Annotated in this window: 14 protein-coding genes; 3 read left to right on the top strand and 11 right to left on the bottom strand. The window is 64.7% G+C overall.

All coding sequences use genetic code 11. The annotated features are described in order from the left end of the window. Positions 1-215: 215 nt before the first annotated feature. From choV to choX, 4 genes are all read right to left on the bottom strand, one after another. A complete protein-coding gene (gene choV / locus FFS12_RS05325) occupies positions 216-1,460 on the bottom strand; it encodes a choline ABC transporter ATP-binding protein (RefSeq protein ID WP_137885881.1) in 1,245 nt (414 codons plus the stop codon). Further along, a complete protein-coding gene (choW, locus tag FFS12_RS05320; protein WP_137885880.1) occupies positions 1,457-2,305 on the bottom strand; it encodes a choline ABC transporter permease subunit in 849 nt (282 codons plus the stop codon). The genes choV and choW overlap by 4 nt, the downstream gene beginning before the upstream one ends. A 98-nt stretch (positions 2,306-2,403) precedes the next feature. Then, complete coding sequence (locus FFS12_RS05315; protein ID WP_137885879.1) at positions 2,404-3,342, bottom strand: choline ABC transporter substrate-binding protein; 939 nt, start codon at positions 3,340-3,342, stop codon at positions 2,404-2,406. A 303-nt stretch (positions 3,343-3,645) separates the two neighbouring features. Beyond that, a complete protein-coding gene (gene choX, locus FFS12_RS05310; protein ID WP_137885878.1) occupies positions 3,646-4,590 on the bottom strand; it encodes a choline ABC transporter substrate-binding protein in 945 nt (314 codons plus the stop codon). Between the two features lie 329 nt (positions 4,591-4,919). Between choX and FFS12_RS05305 the strand changes: the two genes are divergently transcribed. After that, positions 4,920-6,296, top strand: coding sequence for an L-serine ammonia-lyase (locus FFS12_RS05305; protein ID WP_137885877.1), 1,377 nt, complete (start codon positions 4,920-4,922; stop codon positions 6,294-6,296). 422 nt (positions 6,297-6,718) lie between these two features. Then, positions 6,719-7,822 (top strand): GlxA family transcriptional regulator, encoded by a 1,104-nt coding sequence (locus tag FFS12_RS05300; protein WP_137885876.1) that lies wholly within the window; start codon positions 6,719-6,721, stop codon positions 7,820-7,822. A 224-nt stretch (positions 7,823-8,046) separates the two neighbouring features. Here FFS12_RS05300 and FFS12_RS05295 read toward each other — a convergent pair whose 3' ends face one another. The 7 genes from FFS12_RS05295 to FFS12_RS05265 all read right to left on the bottom strand — a co-directional run bounded on the left by FFS12_RS05295 (position 8,047) and on the right by FFS12_RS05265 (position 14,563). Further along, positions 8,047-8,307: a hypothetical protein gene (locus tag FFS12_RS05295; protein WP_137885875.1), complete on the bottom strand. Its 261-nt coding sequence runs from the start codon at positions 8,305-8,307 to the stop codon at positions 8,047-8,049. 429 nt (positions 8,308-8,736) lie between these two features. Further along, on the bottom strand, positions 8,737-9,924 hold the full coding sequence (locus FFS12_RS05290) for a gamma-butyrobetaine dioxygenase (RefSeq protein ID WP_137885874.1): 1,188 nt from the start codon (positions 9,922-9,924) through the stop codon (positions 8,737-8,739). 36 nt (positions 9,925-9,960) lie between these two features. Then, on the bottom strand, positions 9,961-10,905 hold the full coding sequence (locus FFS12_RS05285; RefSeq protein WP_137885873.1) for an alpha/beta hydrolase: 945 nt from the start codon (positions 10,903-10,905) through the stop codon (positions 9,961-9,963). A 2-nt stretch (positions 10,906-10,907) separates the two neighbouring features. After that, on the bottom strand, positions 10,908-11,387 hold the full coding sequence (locus FFS12_RS05280) for a thioesterase family protein (RefSeq protein ID WP_137885872.1): 480 nt from the start codon (positions 11,385-11,387) through the stop codon (positions 10,908-10,910). A gap of 88 nt (positions 11,388-11,475) precedes the next feature. After that, positions 11,476-12,441: an L-carnitine dehydrogenase gene (locus FFS12_RS05275; protein WP_137885871.1), complete on the bottom strand. Its 966-nt coding sequence runs from the start codon at positions 12,439-12,441 to the stop codon at positions 11,476-11,478. Between the two features lie 217 nt (positions 12,442-12,658). Continuing rightward, the gene (locus FFS12_RS05270; RefSeq protein WP_137885870.1) at positions 12,659-13,543 is read right to left on the bottom strand and encodes a 3-keto-5-aminohexanoate cleavage protein; all 885 of its coding nucleotides are present in this window, start codon (positions 13,541-13,543) and stop codon (positions 12,659-12,661) included. 78 nt (positions 13,544-13,621) lie between these two features. Then, a complete protein-coding gene (locus FFS12_RS05265) occupies positions 13,622-14,563 on the bottom strand; it encodes a choline ABC transporter substrate-binding protein (RefSeq protein ID WP_137885869.1) in 942 nt (313 codons plus the stop codon). Between the two features lie 201 nt (positions 14,564-14,764). On the opposite strand from FFS12_RS05265, the gene FFS12_RS05260 reads away from it, so the two are divergent. After that, positions 14,765-15,751, top strand: a complete 987-nt coding sequence (locus tag FFS12_RS05260; protein WP_137885868.1) for a GlxA family transcriptional regulator — start codon at positions 14,765-14,767, stop codon at positions 15,749-15,751. Positions 15,752-15,799 lie beyond the last annotated feature (48 nt).

Raw genomic sequence — 15,799 nt, 5'->3', positions numbered from 1 at the left:
GTTCTTGGGCTTGGCTTCGCGGATAAATCCGCTCCTACAAGAGCCTTGCAGCCGCAGCCGTTCGATTTTGAAGGGATGACCTGGGGCGCGGTGGGGCGGTGGGGCGGTGCGGTTATCACCGCCCCGACAGTCGCGGAGTTGCGCGGAGGCCTTGAAACGCAAACGAGGCGAGCAGTTTGCCTGCTCGCCTCGTGGGGTATTGCGTTTGTGGTAGATCAGCTGACTTTGGACGGTGCGGAGCGCTGCGTCAGCGTGGCGATTTGATCGCCGGGCTCTTCACCCTTTTCCAGGTTCTTGCCGAGCAGGGCGTGGTACAGCTCGCTGTCACCGAGGATGCCGACCACGTGGTTGCCGTTTTGCAGCACCAGCTTGTGGCCGGTCTGGTAGCGGATCTGCAGGGCGTCGCGCATGGTGATGCGCACATCCACCAGGGTCGGCTCGCGGCGCAGGCCGGCCAGCGGTTGGCCGGGTTCCCAGTGCTGCAGGCTGAGGTTCTGGCTGCCTTGGCGGGCGCCCTTGAGGCTGTTGTCGGCCGCCAGACCGAGCCAGCAGTCGCGGCCCTGGTCGAGGCAGACCTCGTTGGCCTCGCGCCGGCATTGCTCCAGCGGGCGCATCAGGCTATCGCCGCAGAGCACGTTGAGCGGGTTGGTATGGGCGACGAACATCCGCACGTAATCATCCGCCGGGTTGAGCACGATATCTTCCGGCTTGCCGTATTGGATGATCCGCCCGTCCTTCATGATGGCGATGCGCGAACCGAGCTTCAGCGCCTCATCGAGGTCGTGGCTGACGAAGACGATGGTCTTGTGCAGCTTGCGTTGCAGATCCAGCAGCTCGTCCTGCAGGCCTTGGCGGATCAGCGGGTCGAGGGCCGAGAACGGCTCGTCCATCAGCAGGATGTCGGCGTCCATGGCCAGCGCGCGGGCCAGGCCGACGCGCTGCTGCATGCCGCCGGACAGCTCGTCCGGGCGCTTGTTGCGCCATTGCGTGAGGCCGACCAGTTCGAGCTTTTCGTCGACCAGCTTCTTCCGCTCTTCGCTCGGGCGGCCCTGCATTTCCAGGCCGAAGCTGATGTTCTCGCGCACCGTCAGCCAGGGCATCAGGGCGAACTTCTGGAAGACCATGGCGATGCGCTTGGTGCGCATGGCTTTCAGGGTCGCCGGCGAGCAGGAGGCGATGTCCACTTCACTGCCTTCGTGCTCGATCAACAGGCGCCCGCGGCTGACCGTGTTGAGGCCGTTGATGCAGCGCAGCAGGCTGGATTTGCCCGAGCCGGAGAGGCCCATCAGCACGCAGATCTCGCCGCGCTCGACGCTCAGGCTGGCTTTCTCGACGCCGACCACCAGGCCGGTTTTCTTCAGGATCTGGTCGCGGCTCAGGCCTTGGTCGAGCAGGGCCAGGGCCTCGCGCGGTTGCTTGGAGAAGATCACGTCAACATTGTCGAAGCGAATCATGCTCATGCCTCGGCCTCCTTCAGCTTGGACTCGGGTTGTTTGCACACCCGGTCGAGGATGATCGCCAGCAGCACTATGGCCAGGCCGGCCTCGAAGCCTTGGGCGATATCGGCGGTATTCAGGGCGTTGACCACCGGTTTGCCGAGGCCGTCGGCGCCGACCAGGGCGGCGATCACCACCATCGACAACGACAGCATGATGCACTGGGTCACCCCGGCGGCAATGCTTGGCATGGCATGCGGCAGTTCGATGCGGGTCAGCAGCTGGCGGCGCGAGCAGCCGAAGGCCTTGCCGGCGTCGAGCAGCTCGGTCGGTACATCGCGAATGCCCAGGTAGGTCAGGCGGATCGGGGCGGCGACGGCGAACACCACGGTGGAGATCAGCCCCGGCACGACGCCGAGACCGAACAGGGTCAGGGTCGGGATCAGGTAGACGAAGGTCGGCACCGTCTGCATCAGGTCGAGGACCGGCTGCATCACGGTATAGAAGTGCGGTTTGTGCGCGGCGTATATCCCCAGGGGCACGCCGATGATCACGCAGACCAGGGTGGCGAACAACACTTGCGCCAGGGTCTCCATGGTTTCCTGCCAGTAACCGAGGTTGAGGATCAGCAGGAAGGACAGCACGCAGAACAGGGTCAGGCCCCATCTGCGTTGAATCAGGTGAGTCAGCACACCAACCAGGCCGATCAATACCAGCGGATTGAAGAAGGTCAGACCGTTGGTCACGCCATGAATCATCATCTCCAGCGCCGCGGCGAAGGCATCGAAGTAAGCGGCGCCGTGCTGGGTCAGCCATTCGACGAAATCGGCGATGTTCTGACCCAGAGGGATTTTGTCAAAAGTCGGCATGGTATTGAACGTCCACATGCAGAGGGATAAAAGCAGATCGATGAACGCGCCTGCGAGTTGCCTTGAACGCGTTCACCCGGTCTGAGTTACGGGTTCTATCAGGGGGCTAATTTGGCCTTGGCCACATCCGGCGCCGGCTTGCCGTCGCGGCTGCTGACGCCCGCCAGCCAGGTGTCGAGCACCTGCGGGTTGGCTTTCAGCCAGGCCTTGGCGGCGTCACGCGGCTTCTGGTTGCCGTTGAGCACGGCATCCATCAACTGGTTTTCCATGTCCAGGCTGAACACCAGGTTCTGTAGCAGCTTGCCAACGTTGCTGCACTCCTGAGTGTAGCCCTTGCGCACGTTGGTGTAGATGGTGGCGCGGCCGAGGTCGGGGCCGAAATAATCGTCGCCGCCGGCCAGGTATTTCATCTTGTTGCGGGTGTTCATCGGGTGCGGTTCCCAGCCGAGGAAGACGATCCACTTGTCCTGCCGGGCGGCACGCTGCACCTGCGAGAGCATGGCCGCTTCGCTGGACTCGACCACCTTGAATGTGCCCAGATCGAAGGCGTTCTTGTCGATCATGCTTTGGATCAGGCGGTTGCCGTCGTTGCCAGGTTCGATGCCGTAGATCTTGCCGTCCAGCTGGTCTTTGAACTTGGCGATGTCGGCGAAGCTTTTCAGCCCGGCGTCATAGGCGTATTCCGGCACGGCCAGGGTGTACTTGGCGCCTTCGAGGTTGGCCCGCAGGGTTTCCACCGTGCCTTTCTCGCGGTAGGCCTTGATGTCGTTTTCCATGGTCGGCATCCAGTTGCCGAGGAATACATCGAGGTCATTGTTCTGCAGTGAGCGGTAGGTCACCGGCACCGACAACATGGTGGTCTTGGTCTTGTAACCCAGCGATTCCAGCACTTCGCTGGTGACCGCCGTAGTGACGGTGATGTCGGTCCAGCCGACATCGGAGAAGCGTACGGTGCCGCAGGACTCGGGCTCTGCCGCGTGGGCCAGCAGCGGTAGGCTGAGTGACGCGGCCAACAGCAATGATGTGGAACCTTTCATGGGACGGACTCCTTTCTGATTGTCGTCGGCAGCGTGCTGCTGAGCGCGGATTGCCGGGTTTTTGGTGTTGCTGGTTGAGCTCAGAGGGGAGTTCTGAGCGTCACCGCCATTCAGCCTAGCGGTCGTGTCGAGAACGATCATGGAACAGTGAAAAACAAACGCCTACAGGGTGCGTCGCATCCAGTGCAGAGGGCGTCGTATCCAGCATTAGTGAGGTCGTTTGCGGCCTTTTTGCCGACCAAAGTTGCGGCTTGGCAGACTCTGGTCGGCGAATTCTCGGCAAATTGCGAGGGTTCTGCGGGGTTATTGCGCCAGCTCCAATTTGGCTTTGATGACCGCCAGTGCCGGCTGCCCGTCACGGCTGGTGACGCCTTTGAGCCAGGTGTCGAGCACCTGGGGGTTGGCCTGCAGCCACTCCTTGGAGGCCTGACGACGGTTGGCGGTCTGATTGACCACCGTGTCCATCAGTTCGTTTTCCATCTTCAGGCTGAATTCGATATTGCTCAGCAGGGTGCCGACGTTGGCGCACTCCTTCGCGTAGTTCTTGCGGGCGATGGTGTAGACGGTAGCGCCGCCGAGGTTCGGCCCGAAAAACTCATCGCCGCCTTCGAGGTAACGCATGTCGAAATGGGTGTTCATCGGGTGCGGTGCCCAGCCGAGGAACACGATCCATTGCTTCAGGTGTTCGGAGCGTTTGACCGACGCCAGCATCTTCTGCTCGCTGCTTTCCACCACCTCGAACTTGCCGGTGCCGAAGGTGTTCTGTTCGATCATCTTCTTGATCAGGTTGTTGCCGTCGTTGTTCGGTTCGATGCCATAGATCTTGTTGTCCAACTCCTTGGCGTACTTGGCCAGGTCGGCGAAGCTCTTCAGGCCGGCGTCATAGGCATAGGCGGGGACCGCCAGGGTGTATTTGGCGCCATGCAGGTTGGCGCGCAGGGTCTCGATGCTGCCGGCGTCGGTGTAGGCCTTGAGCTCGCTTTCCTGGGCCGGCATCCAGTTGCCGAGGAACACGTCGATCTTGTTGTCCTGCATGCCCTTGAAGGTGTCCGGCACGGTGACGCGTTTGGCGCTGCTGGTGTAGCCCAGGGAGCCGAGCAACAGACGGGTCATGGCGGTGGTGACGGTGATATCGGTCCAGCCGACATCGGCGAAACGCACCAGCTTGCAGCTCTCGGGCTCCGCTGCGCCGGCCAGCACCGGTGTGGTCAGGCTCAAGGCCAGGCACAAAGAGGTAAAACATTTCATAGGCGCGATCCTTAGCTGGAAAATGGTAGTGGGCCGTCACGGTAGGCTCTTCAGCCTTCGCAGGAAGCGTGCCGGGCGGCTGGATCATGGGCCAGGGTGGCTGCGGCGACTATGACAGGAGTCGCGGTTGGCATCATGGAGGTCGTATTCAGCATGGTGCTGTCCGCTGGCTAGGGCTGGGTGTTTGGCCTGGCCGAAGCTTGCGGCGTTTGTGGATACGGCTGGGTCGGTGTGGGATCCCGGGGCAGCGGGGAAAAGCCGGATGATCCATGCATCAATGGGCTGGCCAATCTGGTGTGCGCCCGCGTCGCTCGGTTTAGGAGATAGCCATGGCCATCAGCGTATTCGACCTGTTCAAGATTGGTATCGGCCCCTCCAGCTCACACACGGTCGGGCCGATGCGCGCCGCCGCGCTGTTCGTGCAGGGGCTGCGCGAGCGCGGCCTGCTGGAACAGGTGCGCCGCGTCGAGGTGCGCCTGTACGGCTCGCTGTCCGCCACCGGGGTCGGGCATGGCAGCGATAACGCGGTGATCATGGGCCTGATGGGCGACTGGCCGGATGCCATCGACCCGGCGCAGATCGCCCCACGCATCGCCGACCTGCGCGCGAGCCAGTGCTTGCTGCTCGATGGCCACCTCGCGGTGCCGTTCGACTGGACGCGCGACCTGCTGCTGCTCGACGAAAACCTGCCCTACCACCCGAACGCCATGACCCTGATAGTCGAAGGCGCGGCCGGCGAACTGCACCGCGACACCTACTACTCGGTCGGCGGTGGCTTCGTGGTGGATGCCGCACAGGCCGCCAGCGGCGTGCTGGATCAGGACCAGACCGAACTGCCGTACGACTTCTCCAGCGCCGCCGAGCTGCTGAGCCTGTGCCAAGAGCATGGCCTGCGGGTGTCCGAACTGATGATGGCCAACGAAAAGGCCTGGCGCAGCGAAGCGGAAATCCGCAAAGGCCTGATGCGCCTGTGGCAGGCCATGCGCGACTGCGTCGACCAGGGCCTCAAGCATGAAGGCATCCTGCCGGGCGGACTGAACGTCAAACGCCGCGCCGCCAAACTGCACCGCAGCCTGCAGGAGCTGGGCAAACCCAACGTGATCGGCACGACCCTCAGCGGCATGGAGTGGGTCAACCTGTTCGCCCTGGCGGTGAACGAAGAAAACGCCGCCGGCGGGCGGATGGTGACCGCCCCAACCAACGGCGCGGCGGGGATCATCCCGGCGGTGCTGCATTATTACGTGCGCTTCAGCCCGGCCGTGACCGAGGCGGACGTGGTCGATTACTTCCTCGCCGCCGCGGCGGTGGGGATTCTCTGCAAGAAGAACGCCTCGATCTCCGGGGCCGAAGTCGGCTGCCAGGGCGAGGTCGGTTCGGCCTGCGCCATGGCCGCCGCCGGCCTGGCGGAAATCCTCGGGGCGACCCCAGGGCAACTGGAGAACGCCGCCGAAATCGGCCTGGAACATAACCTCGGGCTGACCTGCGACCCGGTCGGCGGGCTGGTGCAGGTGCCGTGCATCGAGCGCAACGCGATTGCCGCGGTGAAGGCCATCAACGCGGCGCAGATGGCCCTGCGCGGCGACGGCGAACACTTCATCTCGCTGGACCGGGTGATCCGCACCATGCGCGATACCGGCGCCGACATGCACGACAAGTACAAGGAAACCTCGCGCGGTGGCCTGGCCGTCAGCGCCATCGAGTGCTGAGGTGGCTTACGCATAAAACTTGCACGCTTTTCGCTCACGCTCGCCGCACCGCGCCATCTTGTGGCGCGCCGCTCCACTCCCTCGGTCGTACTGAACGACACGCAGAACGCTGCTCGATTGCGCCTGGGGTGACACTCAGTCCAGGCCGCGGCTCGCCGTCACTCCAAAGTGCTACCAAAGTGCTCAAGCCCCAACGCTGGCGGGTATTCCGACAGCACGCCCGGCGGTCGCCTCGGCGGCTGGCTGGCCGCCAACTAGAGGCTTTGCGGCGTCGTTTTTAGGTTTTATTGAATGCGTGTTCAATTTAGGCACGGCATTTGCGTTGTGTTAGCTCATAGCCAGGGTGTCGTTCGCACCGCCCATGGCAATAAAACAAGAGCCTCGCCTGAGGCCATACCTGCGTTGCGTGAGGAGATACCGTGATGTCGCCGTTCAACCAAGGGGCGCAACCCCAGAACCGTGCTCCACAGTCCATCGGCTTTCTGCTGCTGGATAATTTCACTCTGATTTCATTGGCTTCGGCCGTTGAACCCCTGCGCATGGCCAACCAGCTGTCTGGCCGTGAGCTGTATCGCTGGACCACCCTGACCCTCGACGGCGGCCAAGTCTGGGCCAGCGATGGCCTGCAGATCACCCCGGATTGCGCGGTGAGCAAGGCGCCGCCCCTGGACATGGTGATCGTCTGCGGCGGCATCGGCATTCAGCGCAGTGTTACCCGGGAACACGTGGCCTGGTTGCAAACCCAGGCGCGCCAGGCGCGCAAGCTCGGCGCGGTCTGCACCGGCAGTTGGGCCTTGGCCTGCGCCGGCCTGCTCGATGGCTTCGATTGCAGCGTGCACTGGGAATGCCTCGCCGCGATGCAGGAAGCCTTCCCGCGGGTGGTCATGAGCACCCGTTTGTTCACCCTCGACCGTAACCGCTTCACCAGCTCCGGTGGCACCGCGCCGCTGGACATGATGCTGCACCTGATCTCCCGCGAGCATGGCCGCGAACTGTCGGCGGCGATCTCGGAAATGTTCGTCTACGAGCGCATCCGCAACGAGCAGGACCACCAGCGTGTGCCGCTCAAGCACATGCTCGGCACCAACCAGCCGAAGCTGCAGGAAATCGTCGTGCTGATGGAAGCCAACCTGGAAGAGCCGATCGACCTCGACGAACTGGCGGTTTACGTCAACGTTTCGCGCCGTCAGCTGGAGCGGCTGTTCCAGAAGTACCTGCATTGCTCGCCCTCGCGCTATTACCTGAAGCTGCGCCTGGTGCGTGCCCGGCAACTGCTCAAGCAGACGCCGATGTCGATCATCGAAGTGGCGTCGGTCTGCGGTTTCGTCTCCACGCCGCACTTCTCCAAGTGCTACCGCGAGTACTTCGGCATTCCGCCGCGGGACGAGCGCATGGGCTCGAATACCGCGCAGCAGGTGGCGTTGCTGCCTATCCCGCAGGCGTTGGTGCTGGCGCCGCTGTCCGGTGCCATGACGGCCTTGAGTCAGGCGCGTAGCGAGTCGACTTTCGCCAGCGTCAGGCTGTAGGTTTTATCCACGAAACGCCCATGAGGGAGTGTTCGGCCTGCGGAGTCGGGGCGGACACCGGGCTTTTGTAGGAGCGGATTTATCCGCGAAGCCGAGCCCGAGAGCGGTATAGATCTCGCAGAAAGGATCCTATGCCGCTTTGCCGCGACGGGTGTTGACCGTGAGTGCCAATCGCGGATAAATCCGCTCCTACAGTCCGCGCAACGCCACGGTCCGTTTATGCGTCAGCCGTGGTTCTGTCTGTACTCTGCCAGCGCCGGTAGCAACTGCCGGGCGATCGCCTCGCGCACCGCTGGCAACATCACCGCGCCACTGGCCAGCATCTGTTCGACCAGGCCGCGCAAGGCCGCCGCACGTGCTTCGTTAAGGCCCATCAAGGCCCGCTCGCAAGCCTGCGCGGCACTGGCGCCGGACGGCACTTCGAAACCCAAAGCCAACAGCCGTTCACGCAGGTCATCCTGGTCGATCAAGTCTGCATGCATCATCGCGGTGGTCCTCATCCGGGGTCGTGGTCGCATCGATTCTGGTGATGTGGCGAGGCCGCTACAAGGGTGTTGGTCGGGGAGTGGCTTGGACGCACACGAACAGGTCGCTTTCAACTAATTCATCCGTGCGGCCAGCCCGCACAATTGGCTCCAAGAACGTCCACTTCCCCGCGCACAGCGTGCGGTCAGGGTAGGTTTGGTCACCCGCCTGGACGGCTTAACAGACAGTGGTTCCTCCTACATAAGAACCACATTTCGCCCCCCAGTTTGTGTCGGCTTACTGGGGGGCTTTTTTTTGCCTGGGATTCGGGCTGGCGTGCCTTGTAGCAGGCCGCTTGCAGCGCCCGGGAGTGTAGGGCGGACTCAGGAGCGTAGCGAACAGTCCGCCGTTCGAAATGGCGTACTGCTTTCGCGAGTACGCCCTACGCGCTAGCGTTGCAGCACATGAATCCGCGACAGCAACTCATCGCGATCCACATAGCAGCCCTGGAAGTGGCGGGCGCCACTGGCCGGGTCGAAGGCGTTGCGCGCGTGCAGGGTGCGGCGGTTGTCGAAGCACCAGAGTTGCCCGGCATCCAGCCGGCGGGTCAGGCGAAAGCGCGGATCGCGGGTCAGTGCCTGGAAGTGCCGGTAAGCGCGGTAGAGCAGGGGCATCTGTGGCGCCGCGACGTCGAAGGGCCCGCGCAGGAAGTTGGCGATGCGGATCTCGCTGACTGCGCCATAGGCATCCAGGGCGATGATCGGCGCCCGGCAGCGGTAGTCGCTGTGGCGGTCCTTGTTGCGGAACTCCACCGGCACCTCGCACAGCGTGTGGAAGTCCTCCGGCGCCTCCTGGCGCAGCGCCTCGGCGATGGCGAAACCGTCGACGAAGATGCTCTCGCCACCCACCGCGTCATTCACCAGGCAGTGCAAAAATTGCAGCCCAGGTTGCAGCTCGCGGGTCGGCAGGTCGCTGTGCAGTGGCAGGTTGAAGGCGGTGTAGGCGTTGCTGTCAGCATCGGCCTTGGACTGCACGTTGAACAGCACGCCGAAGTTGCTTTCGCGGATAAAGGAAATTCGCTGGGCAATGGCTTGCAGCGAACCCGGTGCGGTCGGCACGCCGCGGACCTGGGTCAGGCCGCTATCGCGCACGGCCAGCAGCCAGTCCAAGAGCGCGCGCTCGTCCTCCATCACGGCCTGATAGTCGAACAGCGGCAGCTGTTCATTCAGCTCGGCGCTCCACAGTTGGCTCTGCGGGCGTTGCGCGCGGCGCTCGGCGCGCGAGTCCTCGTCGTAGGCGTGGGCGCGCAGCCAGCCGGGATGGAAGCGGCTGTGGTGGCCGTCCTGCCAGTCGATCAGCAGATGGCCCTGGTCGTCGATGCGCGTGCGCTGGGGGCGCAGCTCCTCCGGCACGTCGACTATCTCCAGCACCTGCTCGCGGGTCACGCTGTAGACGCAGCGGGAGCAGGGGCAGTTGTCGCGCAGCCATTGGTGGTGAAAGGGGCTGACGCGGCCGTCGCTCCAGACCACGTCCAGGCGCTCGGCCGCGGGCCGCAGGGTGGCGAGGCCGGCGCTGACCGGATAGCTGCGCCAGTCGGCGATGGCCGGCGCTTCGGGGGGCATATCCACGACGTTCATTGCTATCTCCTTGCAGGGTGTATGGGGACGACTGTTTCAGCTCGCGCCTCTACCGAGGAAACGGCTCAGGGCCGCCAGTAGCTGTGCGTACAGCAGGTCGACTTCGGCCGCCAGGCCACGGGCGCGCAGGCAGCCGTGGACCAGGCCCAGGCCCGGGTGAAAAGCCACCGGCACGCCGGCCTCGAGCAGCGCATCGCGGTAACAGTGGCCGTCGTCGCGCAGCGGGTCGAACTCCGCCACGGCAATAAAGGCCGCCGGCAGCCGGGTGAAATCCGTCGCCGCCAGTGGCATGGCGTAGGGGTTGCGCAGTTGGCGCGGGTCGCTCAGGTAGAGCGCCAGGTAGCAGTCCAGGTCGGCGCTGCTGAGCAGCGGCGCGTCGGCGCATTGGCTGCGCGAGGGCAGGTCGGCGCGGCCGCCCAGGCTCGGATAGATCAAGGCCTGGCCGCAGGGCAGCGGTTCGCCGGCGTCGCGCAGGGTCAGGCAGAGGCCGGCCGCGAGATGGCCGCCGGCGCTATCGCCGGCGACCGCCAGGCGTGTCGGGTCGATGCCCAGGCGCCGGTGCTCGGCCTGGAGGCCGCGCCAAACCGCCAGGCAATCGTCGAATGCGGCGGGAAACGGGTGTTCGGGGGCGAGCCGATAGTCGACGGCGATGACCACGGCATTCAGCTGCGCAGCCAGGTCGGCGGTGATGAAGTCGTGGGAGTCGAGGTCGCCCACCGCCCAGCCGCCGCCATGCAGGTAGAGCAGGCAGGGCCAGCCGTTTGCCGGCCGGGCGCCGCTCGGCCGGTAGCAGCGTATGGGCACCTCGCCGAGGTCGCTATCGGTCACCTGCAAGCCCGCCGGGCGCGCCGGGGTAAAGGCCCGACTCATGCGCGAGTAGGCTGCGCGTAGACCGTTCAGGTTGGGCTCGGTAGCGCCGAAGCTGAGGCTCGCGGCGACAAAGTCGGCGAGCGGCGGCGACAAGGGGTAGGGCGCGGGCATCTTCAACCCGGCAGGCCGATCACGCGCCCGACATAGGCGGGGCGCGCCAGGGCGGCATGGGCGGCGGCGAGGCTTTCGACCTTGGCCAGCACCGCGCCGGCGAAGGGCGCCGAGCGCGGGCCCGCCAGTTCGACGTGCAGCAGCATCTGCTCGCTGGCCGCCAGCGCCTCCTCGGCGCCCACCAGGTGCAGGCTGTGATAGAGGTGCAGGCGCTTGCGGTCGTGGCCGAGCAGCTGGGTGCGGACTTCCACCTTGGCGCCTTCTTTCACCTCATGCAGGTAGTTGAGGTGGCATTCCAGGGTGAACAAGGAATTGCCGCTGGCCTCGCGGCCGCTGCTGTCGAGGCCGATGCGATCCATCAGGGCATCGGTGGCATAGCTGAAGATCAACAGGTAGAAGGCATCGCGCAGGTGGCCGTTGTAGTCGACCCAGTCGGGGAGGATGGCGGTCTGGTAGGTGGTCAGGGGTGCGGTGGCGGTCATGGCATGGCTTCCGGGCAGCGCCCTCTCCCCAACCCTCTCCCATGAATGGGAGAGGGGGCTGGAGCGGAGCGGGCTGGATGTGTCGAGGTCACTCGGCAAAGGCGAATCCGTGTTTGGCCTTGGTGGTTTTCAGCGCATCGAGTACCGCCAACAGGCAATCATCACGATAGCGCTCCAGCTCGGCGATGCTGCGTTCGCCCTGTTGCACGCTGGTGCCTGCGACCACGCTGTCGATCAGGGCTTCGGTCAGCTCCGGAGCCTTCAGGTAGGTCCAGGGTAGCTGCAAGGCCGGGCCGAACTGGGCCATGAAGTGCCGCATGCCGGCATCGCCGCCGGCCAGGGTGTAGGTCAGGAAGGTGCCCATAAACGACCAGCGCAGGCCGGCGCCGAAACGGATCGCGTCGTCGATCTCGCCGGTTGTGGCGACGCCGTCGTTGACCAGGTGCAGCGCCTCGCGCCAGAGCGCTTCGAGCAGGCGGTCGGCGATAAAACCGGGGACTTCCTTGCGCACATGCAGCGGGCGCATGCCGAGGGATTGGTACACCTGGATCGCCGCCTGTACCGCTTCCGGTGCGGTCTTCACGCCGCCGACCACTTCCACCAGCGGCAGCAGGTACACCGGGTTGAACGGGTGGCCAACCACGCAACGCTCGGGGTGCGTGGCGTCGGCATAGAACTCGCTCGGCAGCAGGCCCGAGGTCGAGGAACCGATCAGCGCAGCCGGTTTGGCGGCGGCGCTGATCTTGGCGTGCAGCTCGCATTTCAATTCGAGGCGTTCCGGCGCGCTTTCCTGGATGAAGTCGGCGTCGCGTACGCATTCCTCGATGGTGGCGACGAAGCGCAGGCGGCTCTGGGCCGCGCCGGGCGTCAAACCCTGCTTCTCCAGCGCCGGCCAGGCGTTGGCGATGCGGTTGCGCAGGGCCGCTTCGGCCCCTGGCGCCGGGTCCCAGGCGACCACGTCGAGGCCGTGAGCGAGGGCGCGGGCGACCCAGCCGCTGCCGATGACGCCGCTGCCGAGGGCGGCAAAGGTTTTGATTTGGGTGATAAAAGACATGGTGGCTCCTTTGAGCGAGAGTTCGAATACTCCCTCTCCCTCTGGGAGAGGGTCGGGGAGAGGGAAAGCAGGTCCTCACCCCCGGCCCCCGCTCTGCGCCCCGGCCGGAACGCAGAGCGTTCAGGCGCTCATCGACACACGAGCCAGCGGCTCTAAAAACGTGCCTCTTCGCCCCGGAGGGAGAGGGGAGCAAAACGGTTCGGGAGGGGAGAGCTAGTCAGCGGCGCTTGAGGCCCATCTTCACGCGGCCTTCGGCCGGGGTGAGGATGCGGGCGCCCAGGCGGGTGAGAATCTCGCCGACCCGTTCGACCAACTGGCCGTTGCTCGCCAGTACACCTTTGTCGAGCCAGAGGTTGTCTTCCAGGCCGACCCGCACGTTGCCGCCGAGCAGCACGGCTTGCGCCGCCATCGGCATCTGCATGCGGCCGATGCCGAAGCCGGCCCAGGTCGCGCCAGCGGGCAGGTTGTCGACCATGGCTTTCATGGTGGTGGTGTCCGCCGGTGCGCCCCAGGGAATGCCCAGGCACAGCTGGAACAGCGGGTCGTCGAGCAGGCCTTCCTTGATCAGCTGTTTGGCGAACCACAGGTGGCCGGTGTCGAAGATCTCCAGCTCGGCTTTCACGCCCAGCTCGGTGATGCGTTTGGCGCCAACCCGCAGTTGCGCCGGGGTGGAGACATAAATGCTGTCGCCATCGCCGAAGTTCAGGGTGCCGCAATCCAGGGTGCAGATTTCCGGCAACAGTTCTTCGACATGCGCCAGGCGGGTCAATGGGCCAACCAGGTCGGTATTCGGGCCGAATTCCATCGGGCGTTCGCCGGGGCCGATTTCCAGGTCGCCGCCCATGCCGGCGGTGAGGTTGACGATGATGTCGACGTCCGTTTCGCGGATGCGCTCCATCACTTCGCGGTACAGGGCTACGTCGCGGCTGAATTTGCCGGTCTCGGGATCGCGCACGTGGCAGTGCACTACGGTGGCGCCGGCCTTGGCGGCTTCCACGGCGGCGGCAGCGATTTGTTTGGGCGTGATCGGGACTAGATGGCTCTTCCCGGTGGTATCGCCAGCACCGGTCAGCGCACAGGTGATGATGACGTCATGGTTCATGTTCGGACTTCCTTCAGGCGTTCGGAGCCGCCCCCGGCCATGTCGGCGCGAGGGCGGTCTGTTCAGTTCAGAGGTGAATCAGGGTTGCTTGCTGAGTTGCAGGTTGGCCGCGGCATCGCGACCATCGAAGGTCTTGACCCCGGCCAGCCAGCGCTGCAGGTCTTCGGGGTGATCACGCAGCCATTGCCGGGCGACGTCCTGCGGCTCTTGGTGTTCCATGATCGGCACCATCAGCTGGCCTTCCTGGGCGGAGCTGAAGCTGAGGTTTTCCAGCAGGCGCTGGACGTTCGGGCAGCGTTGGGCGTAATCCGGGGCGGTCACGAACGAGACGGTGGCGGCGCCCTCGTTGGGGCCGTAGACGTCCTCGCTGCCGGTCAGGTAGGCGATCTTCATGTTGATGTTCATCGGGTGCGGCTGCCAGCCGACGAACACCACCCATTCGTTGCGTTTCACCGCCCGCTGCACGGCGGCGAGCATGCCGGCTTCACCGGACTCCACCAGTTGGAAACCGCCGAGGCCGAACTGGTTTTTTTCGATCATGCCTTTGATAGCGGCATTCGCCCCGGTGCCGGGCTCGATGCCGTAGATCTTGCCGCCCAGCTTGTCCTTGAACTTGGCGATGTCGGCGAAGGTTTTCAGGCCGCCGGCGGCGACGTATTGGGGGACTGCCAGGGTCGCCTGGGCGTCGGACAGGCTGGGTTTATCGAGGACCTTCACCTGGCCGGCGGCGATGAAGGGCGCGATGTTCTTGTCCATCGCCGGCTTCCAGTAGCCGAGGAAGATGTCCAGACGGTCGTCGCGAATGCCGGCGAAGATGATCTGCTGGGCGGCGCTGGTCTGCTTGTTTTCATACCCCAGGCCAGTCAGCAGGACATCGGCCACGGCGCTGGTGGCGATCACGTCGGTCCAGTTGACCACGCCCATCCGGACTTTCTGGCACTCGGCCGGTTCGGCGGCGAGCAGGGCGGTACTGCTGAGCATCAGCAAACTGCAGCTGAGATGACGGATATAGCTTTTCATGCGTGCTCCCTCATACGGCTAATCATTGTTGTTGGATAGCGGCGTGCGGGTGACGCCGTGTGTAAACAAATTACGCAGCGTCACGGGGCCGAAAACGCACCTGAGCGACCAGCTCTTGCACGGTAGCGACCTGATGATTGCTAAAGCCCGGCGACTGGCGTAAGCCGGGAATCCGCTGGCCAACTTTCGAGCGCGCCTGTCATGGCCCAAGACTTCTGGTTCCTCCTGCTGCCCGGTTTTTCGGTGATGGGCTTCGTCTCGGCCGTCGAGCCCTTGCGGGTGGCCAATCGGTTTCGCGGCGAGCTGTACCGCTGGCATGTCCTGAGCCTGGACGGTGGCCCGGTGTTGGCCAGCAACGGCATGTCGATCAACGCCGATGGCGCGCTGGAACCGCTCAAGCGTGGCGCCACGCTGCTGGTGGTGGCCGGTTTCGAGCCGCTGCAGGCCTATACCCCGGCGCTGGAGCACTGGCTCAAACGCCTCGACCGCGAGGGCGTGACCCTCGGCGGCATCGATACCGGCAGTTTCGTGCTGGCCGAAGCCGGCCTGCTCGGCGGCCATCGGCTGACGCTGCACTGGGAGGCGATTGGCGCCTTCCAGGAGTCCTACCCTAATCTGACGGTGACCCAGGAGCTGTTCGAGATCGACCGCACGCGCATCACCTCGGCCGGCGGCACCGCCTCCATCGACCTGATGCTCGACCTGATCGCCCAGGCCCACGGCGCCGAGCTGGCGGTGCAGGTCTCCGAACAGTTCGTGCTCGGCCGTATCCGCCCGCGCCAGGACCACCAGCGCCTGCAGATCGCCACGCGCTACGGGGTTAGCAACAAGAAGCTGGTGCAGGTGATAGGTGAGATGGAGCGGCACAGCGAGCCGCCGCTGAGCACCCTGGAGCTGGCCGAGCACATTCAGGTGACCCGCCGCCAGCTGGAACGGCTGTTTCGCCTGCATCTGCAAGACACGCCGTCGAACTTCTACCTCAACTTGCGTCTGGACAAGGCCCGGCAACTGCTGCGGCAAACCGAACTGAGCGTGCTGGAGGTCGGCCTGGCCTGCGGTTTCGAGTCGCCGTCGTACTTTTCCCGCAGCTATCGCGGACGTTTCGGCTGCTGTCCGAGCCAGGATCGTCAGGGCCTGTCGGAGCGCTCCCGGCAAGCCAGCGGGCTGCAGATCGGCGCCGCTCCGTAGCCGGCAGGCTTGCCGGGGAGGCCGAAGGTCGTCGGTTTGACGCTTTCG

The sequence above is a fragment of the Pseudomonas sp. 2FE genome (genome assembly GCF_005503735.1).
Lineage (GTDB): Bacteria > Pseudomonadota > Gammaproteobacteria > Pseudomonadales > Pseudomonadaceae > Aquipseudomonas.
Note: the sequence above shows the minus strand (reverse complement) of the source record. Positions and strands in the feature narration are given on the sequence as shown.

Coding starts and splice junctions, on each gene's coding strand:
- choX (WP_137885878.1), bottom strand. CDS start 4,590: ATGAAATGTTTTACCTCTTTGTGCCTGGCCTTGAGCCTGACCACACCG.
- FFS12_RS05305 (WP_137885877.1), top strand. CDS start 4,920: ATGGCCATCAGCGTATTCGACCTGTTCAAGATTGGTATCGGCCCCTCC.
- FFS12_RS05270 (WP_137885870.1), bottom strand. CDS start 13,543: ATGAACCATGACGTCATCATCACCTGTGCGCTGACCGGTGCTGGCGAT.
- FFS12_RS05315 (WP_137885879.1), bottom strand. CDS start 3,342: ATGAAAGGTTCCACATCATTGCTGTTGGCCGCGTCACTCAGCCTACCG.
- FFS12_RS05285 (WP_137885873.1), bottom strand. CDS start 10,905: ATGCCCGCGCCCTACCCCTTGTCGCCGCCGCTCGCCGACTTTGTCGCC.
- FFS12_RS05280 (WP_137885872.1), bottom strand. CDS start 11,387: ATGACCGCCACCGCACCCCTGACCACCTACCAGACCGCCATCCTCCCC.
- FFS12_RS05295 (WP_137885875.1), bottom strand. CDS start 8,307: ATGATGCATGCAGACTTGATCGACCAGGATGACCTGCGTGAACGGCTG.
- FFS12_RS05300 (WP_137885876.1), top strand. CDS start 6,719: ATGTCGCCGTTCAACCAAGGGGCGCAACCCCAGAACCGTGCTCCACAG.
- FFS12_RS05265 (WP_137885869.1), bottom strand. CDS start 14,563: ATGAAAAGCTATATCCGTCATCTCAGCTGCAGTTTGCTGATGCTCAGC.
- FFS12_RS05260 (WP_137885868.1), top strand. CDS start 14,765: ATGGCCCAAGACTTCTGGTTCCTCCTGCTGCCCGGTTTTTCGGTGATG.
- FFS12_RS05290 (WP_137885874.1), bottom strand. CDS start 9,924: ATGAACGTCGTGGATATGCCCCCCGAAGCGCCGGCCATCGCCGACTGG.
- FFS12_RS05275 (WP_137885871.1), bottom strand. CDS start 12,441: ATGTCTTTTATCACCCAAATCAAAACCTTTGCCGCCCTCGGCAGCGGC.
- choV (WP_137885881.1), bottom strand. CDS start 1,460: ATGAGCATGATTCGCTTCGACAATGTTGACGTGATCTTCTCCAAGCAA.
- choW (WP_137885880.1), bottom strand. CDS start 2,305: ATGCCGACTTTTGACAAAATCCCTCTGGGTCAGAACATCGCCGATTTC.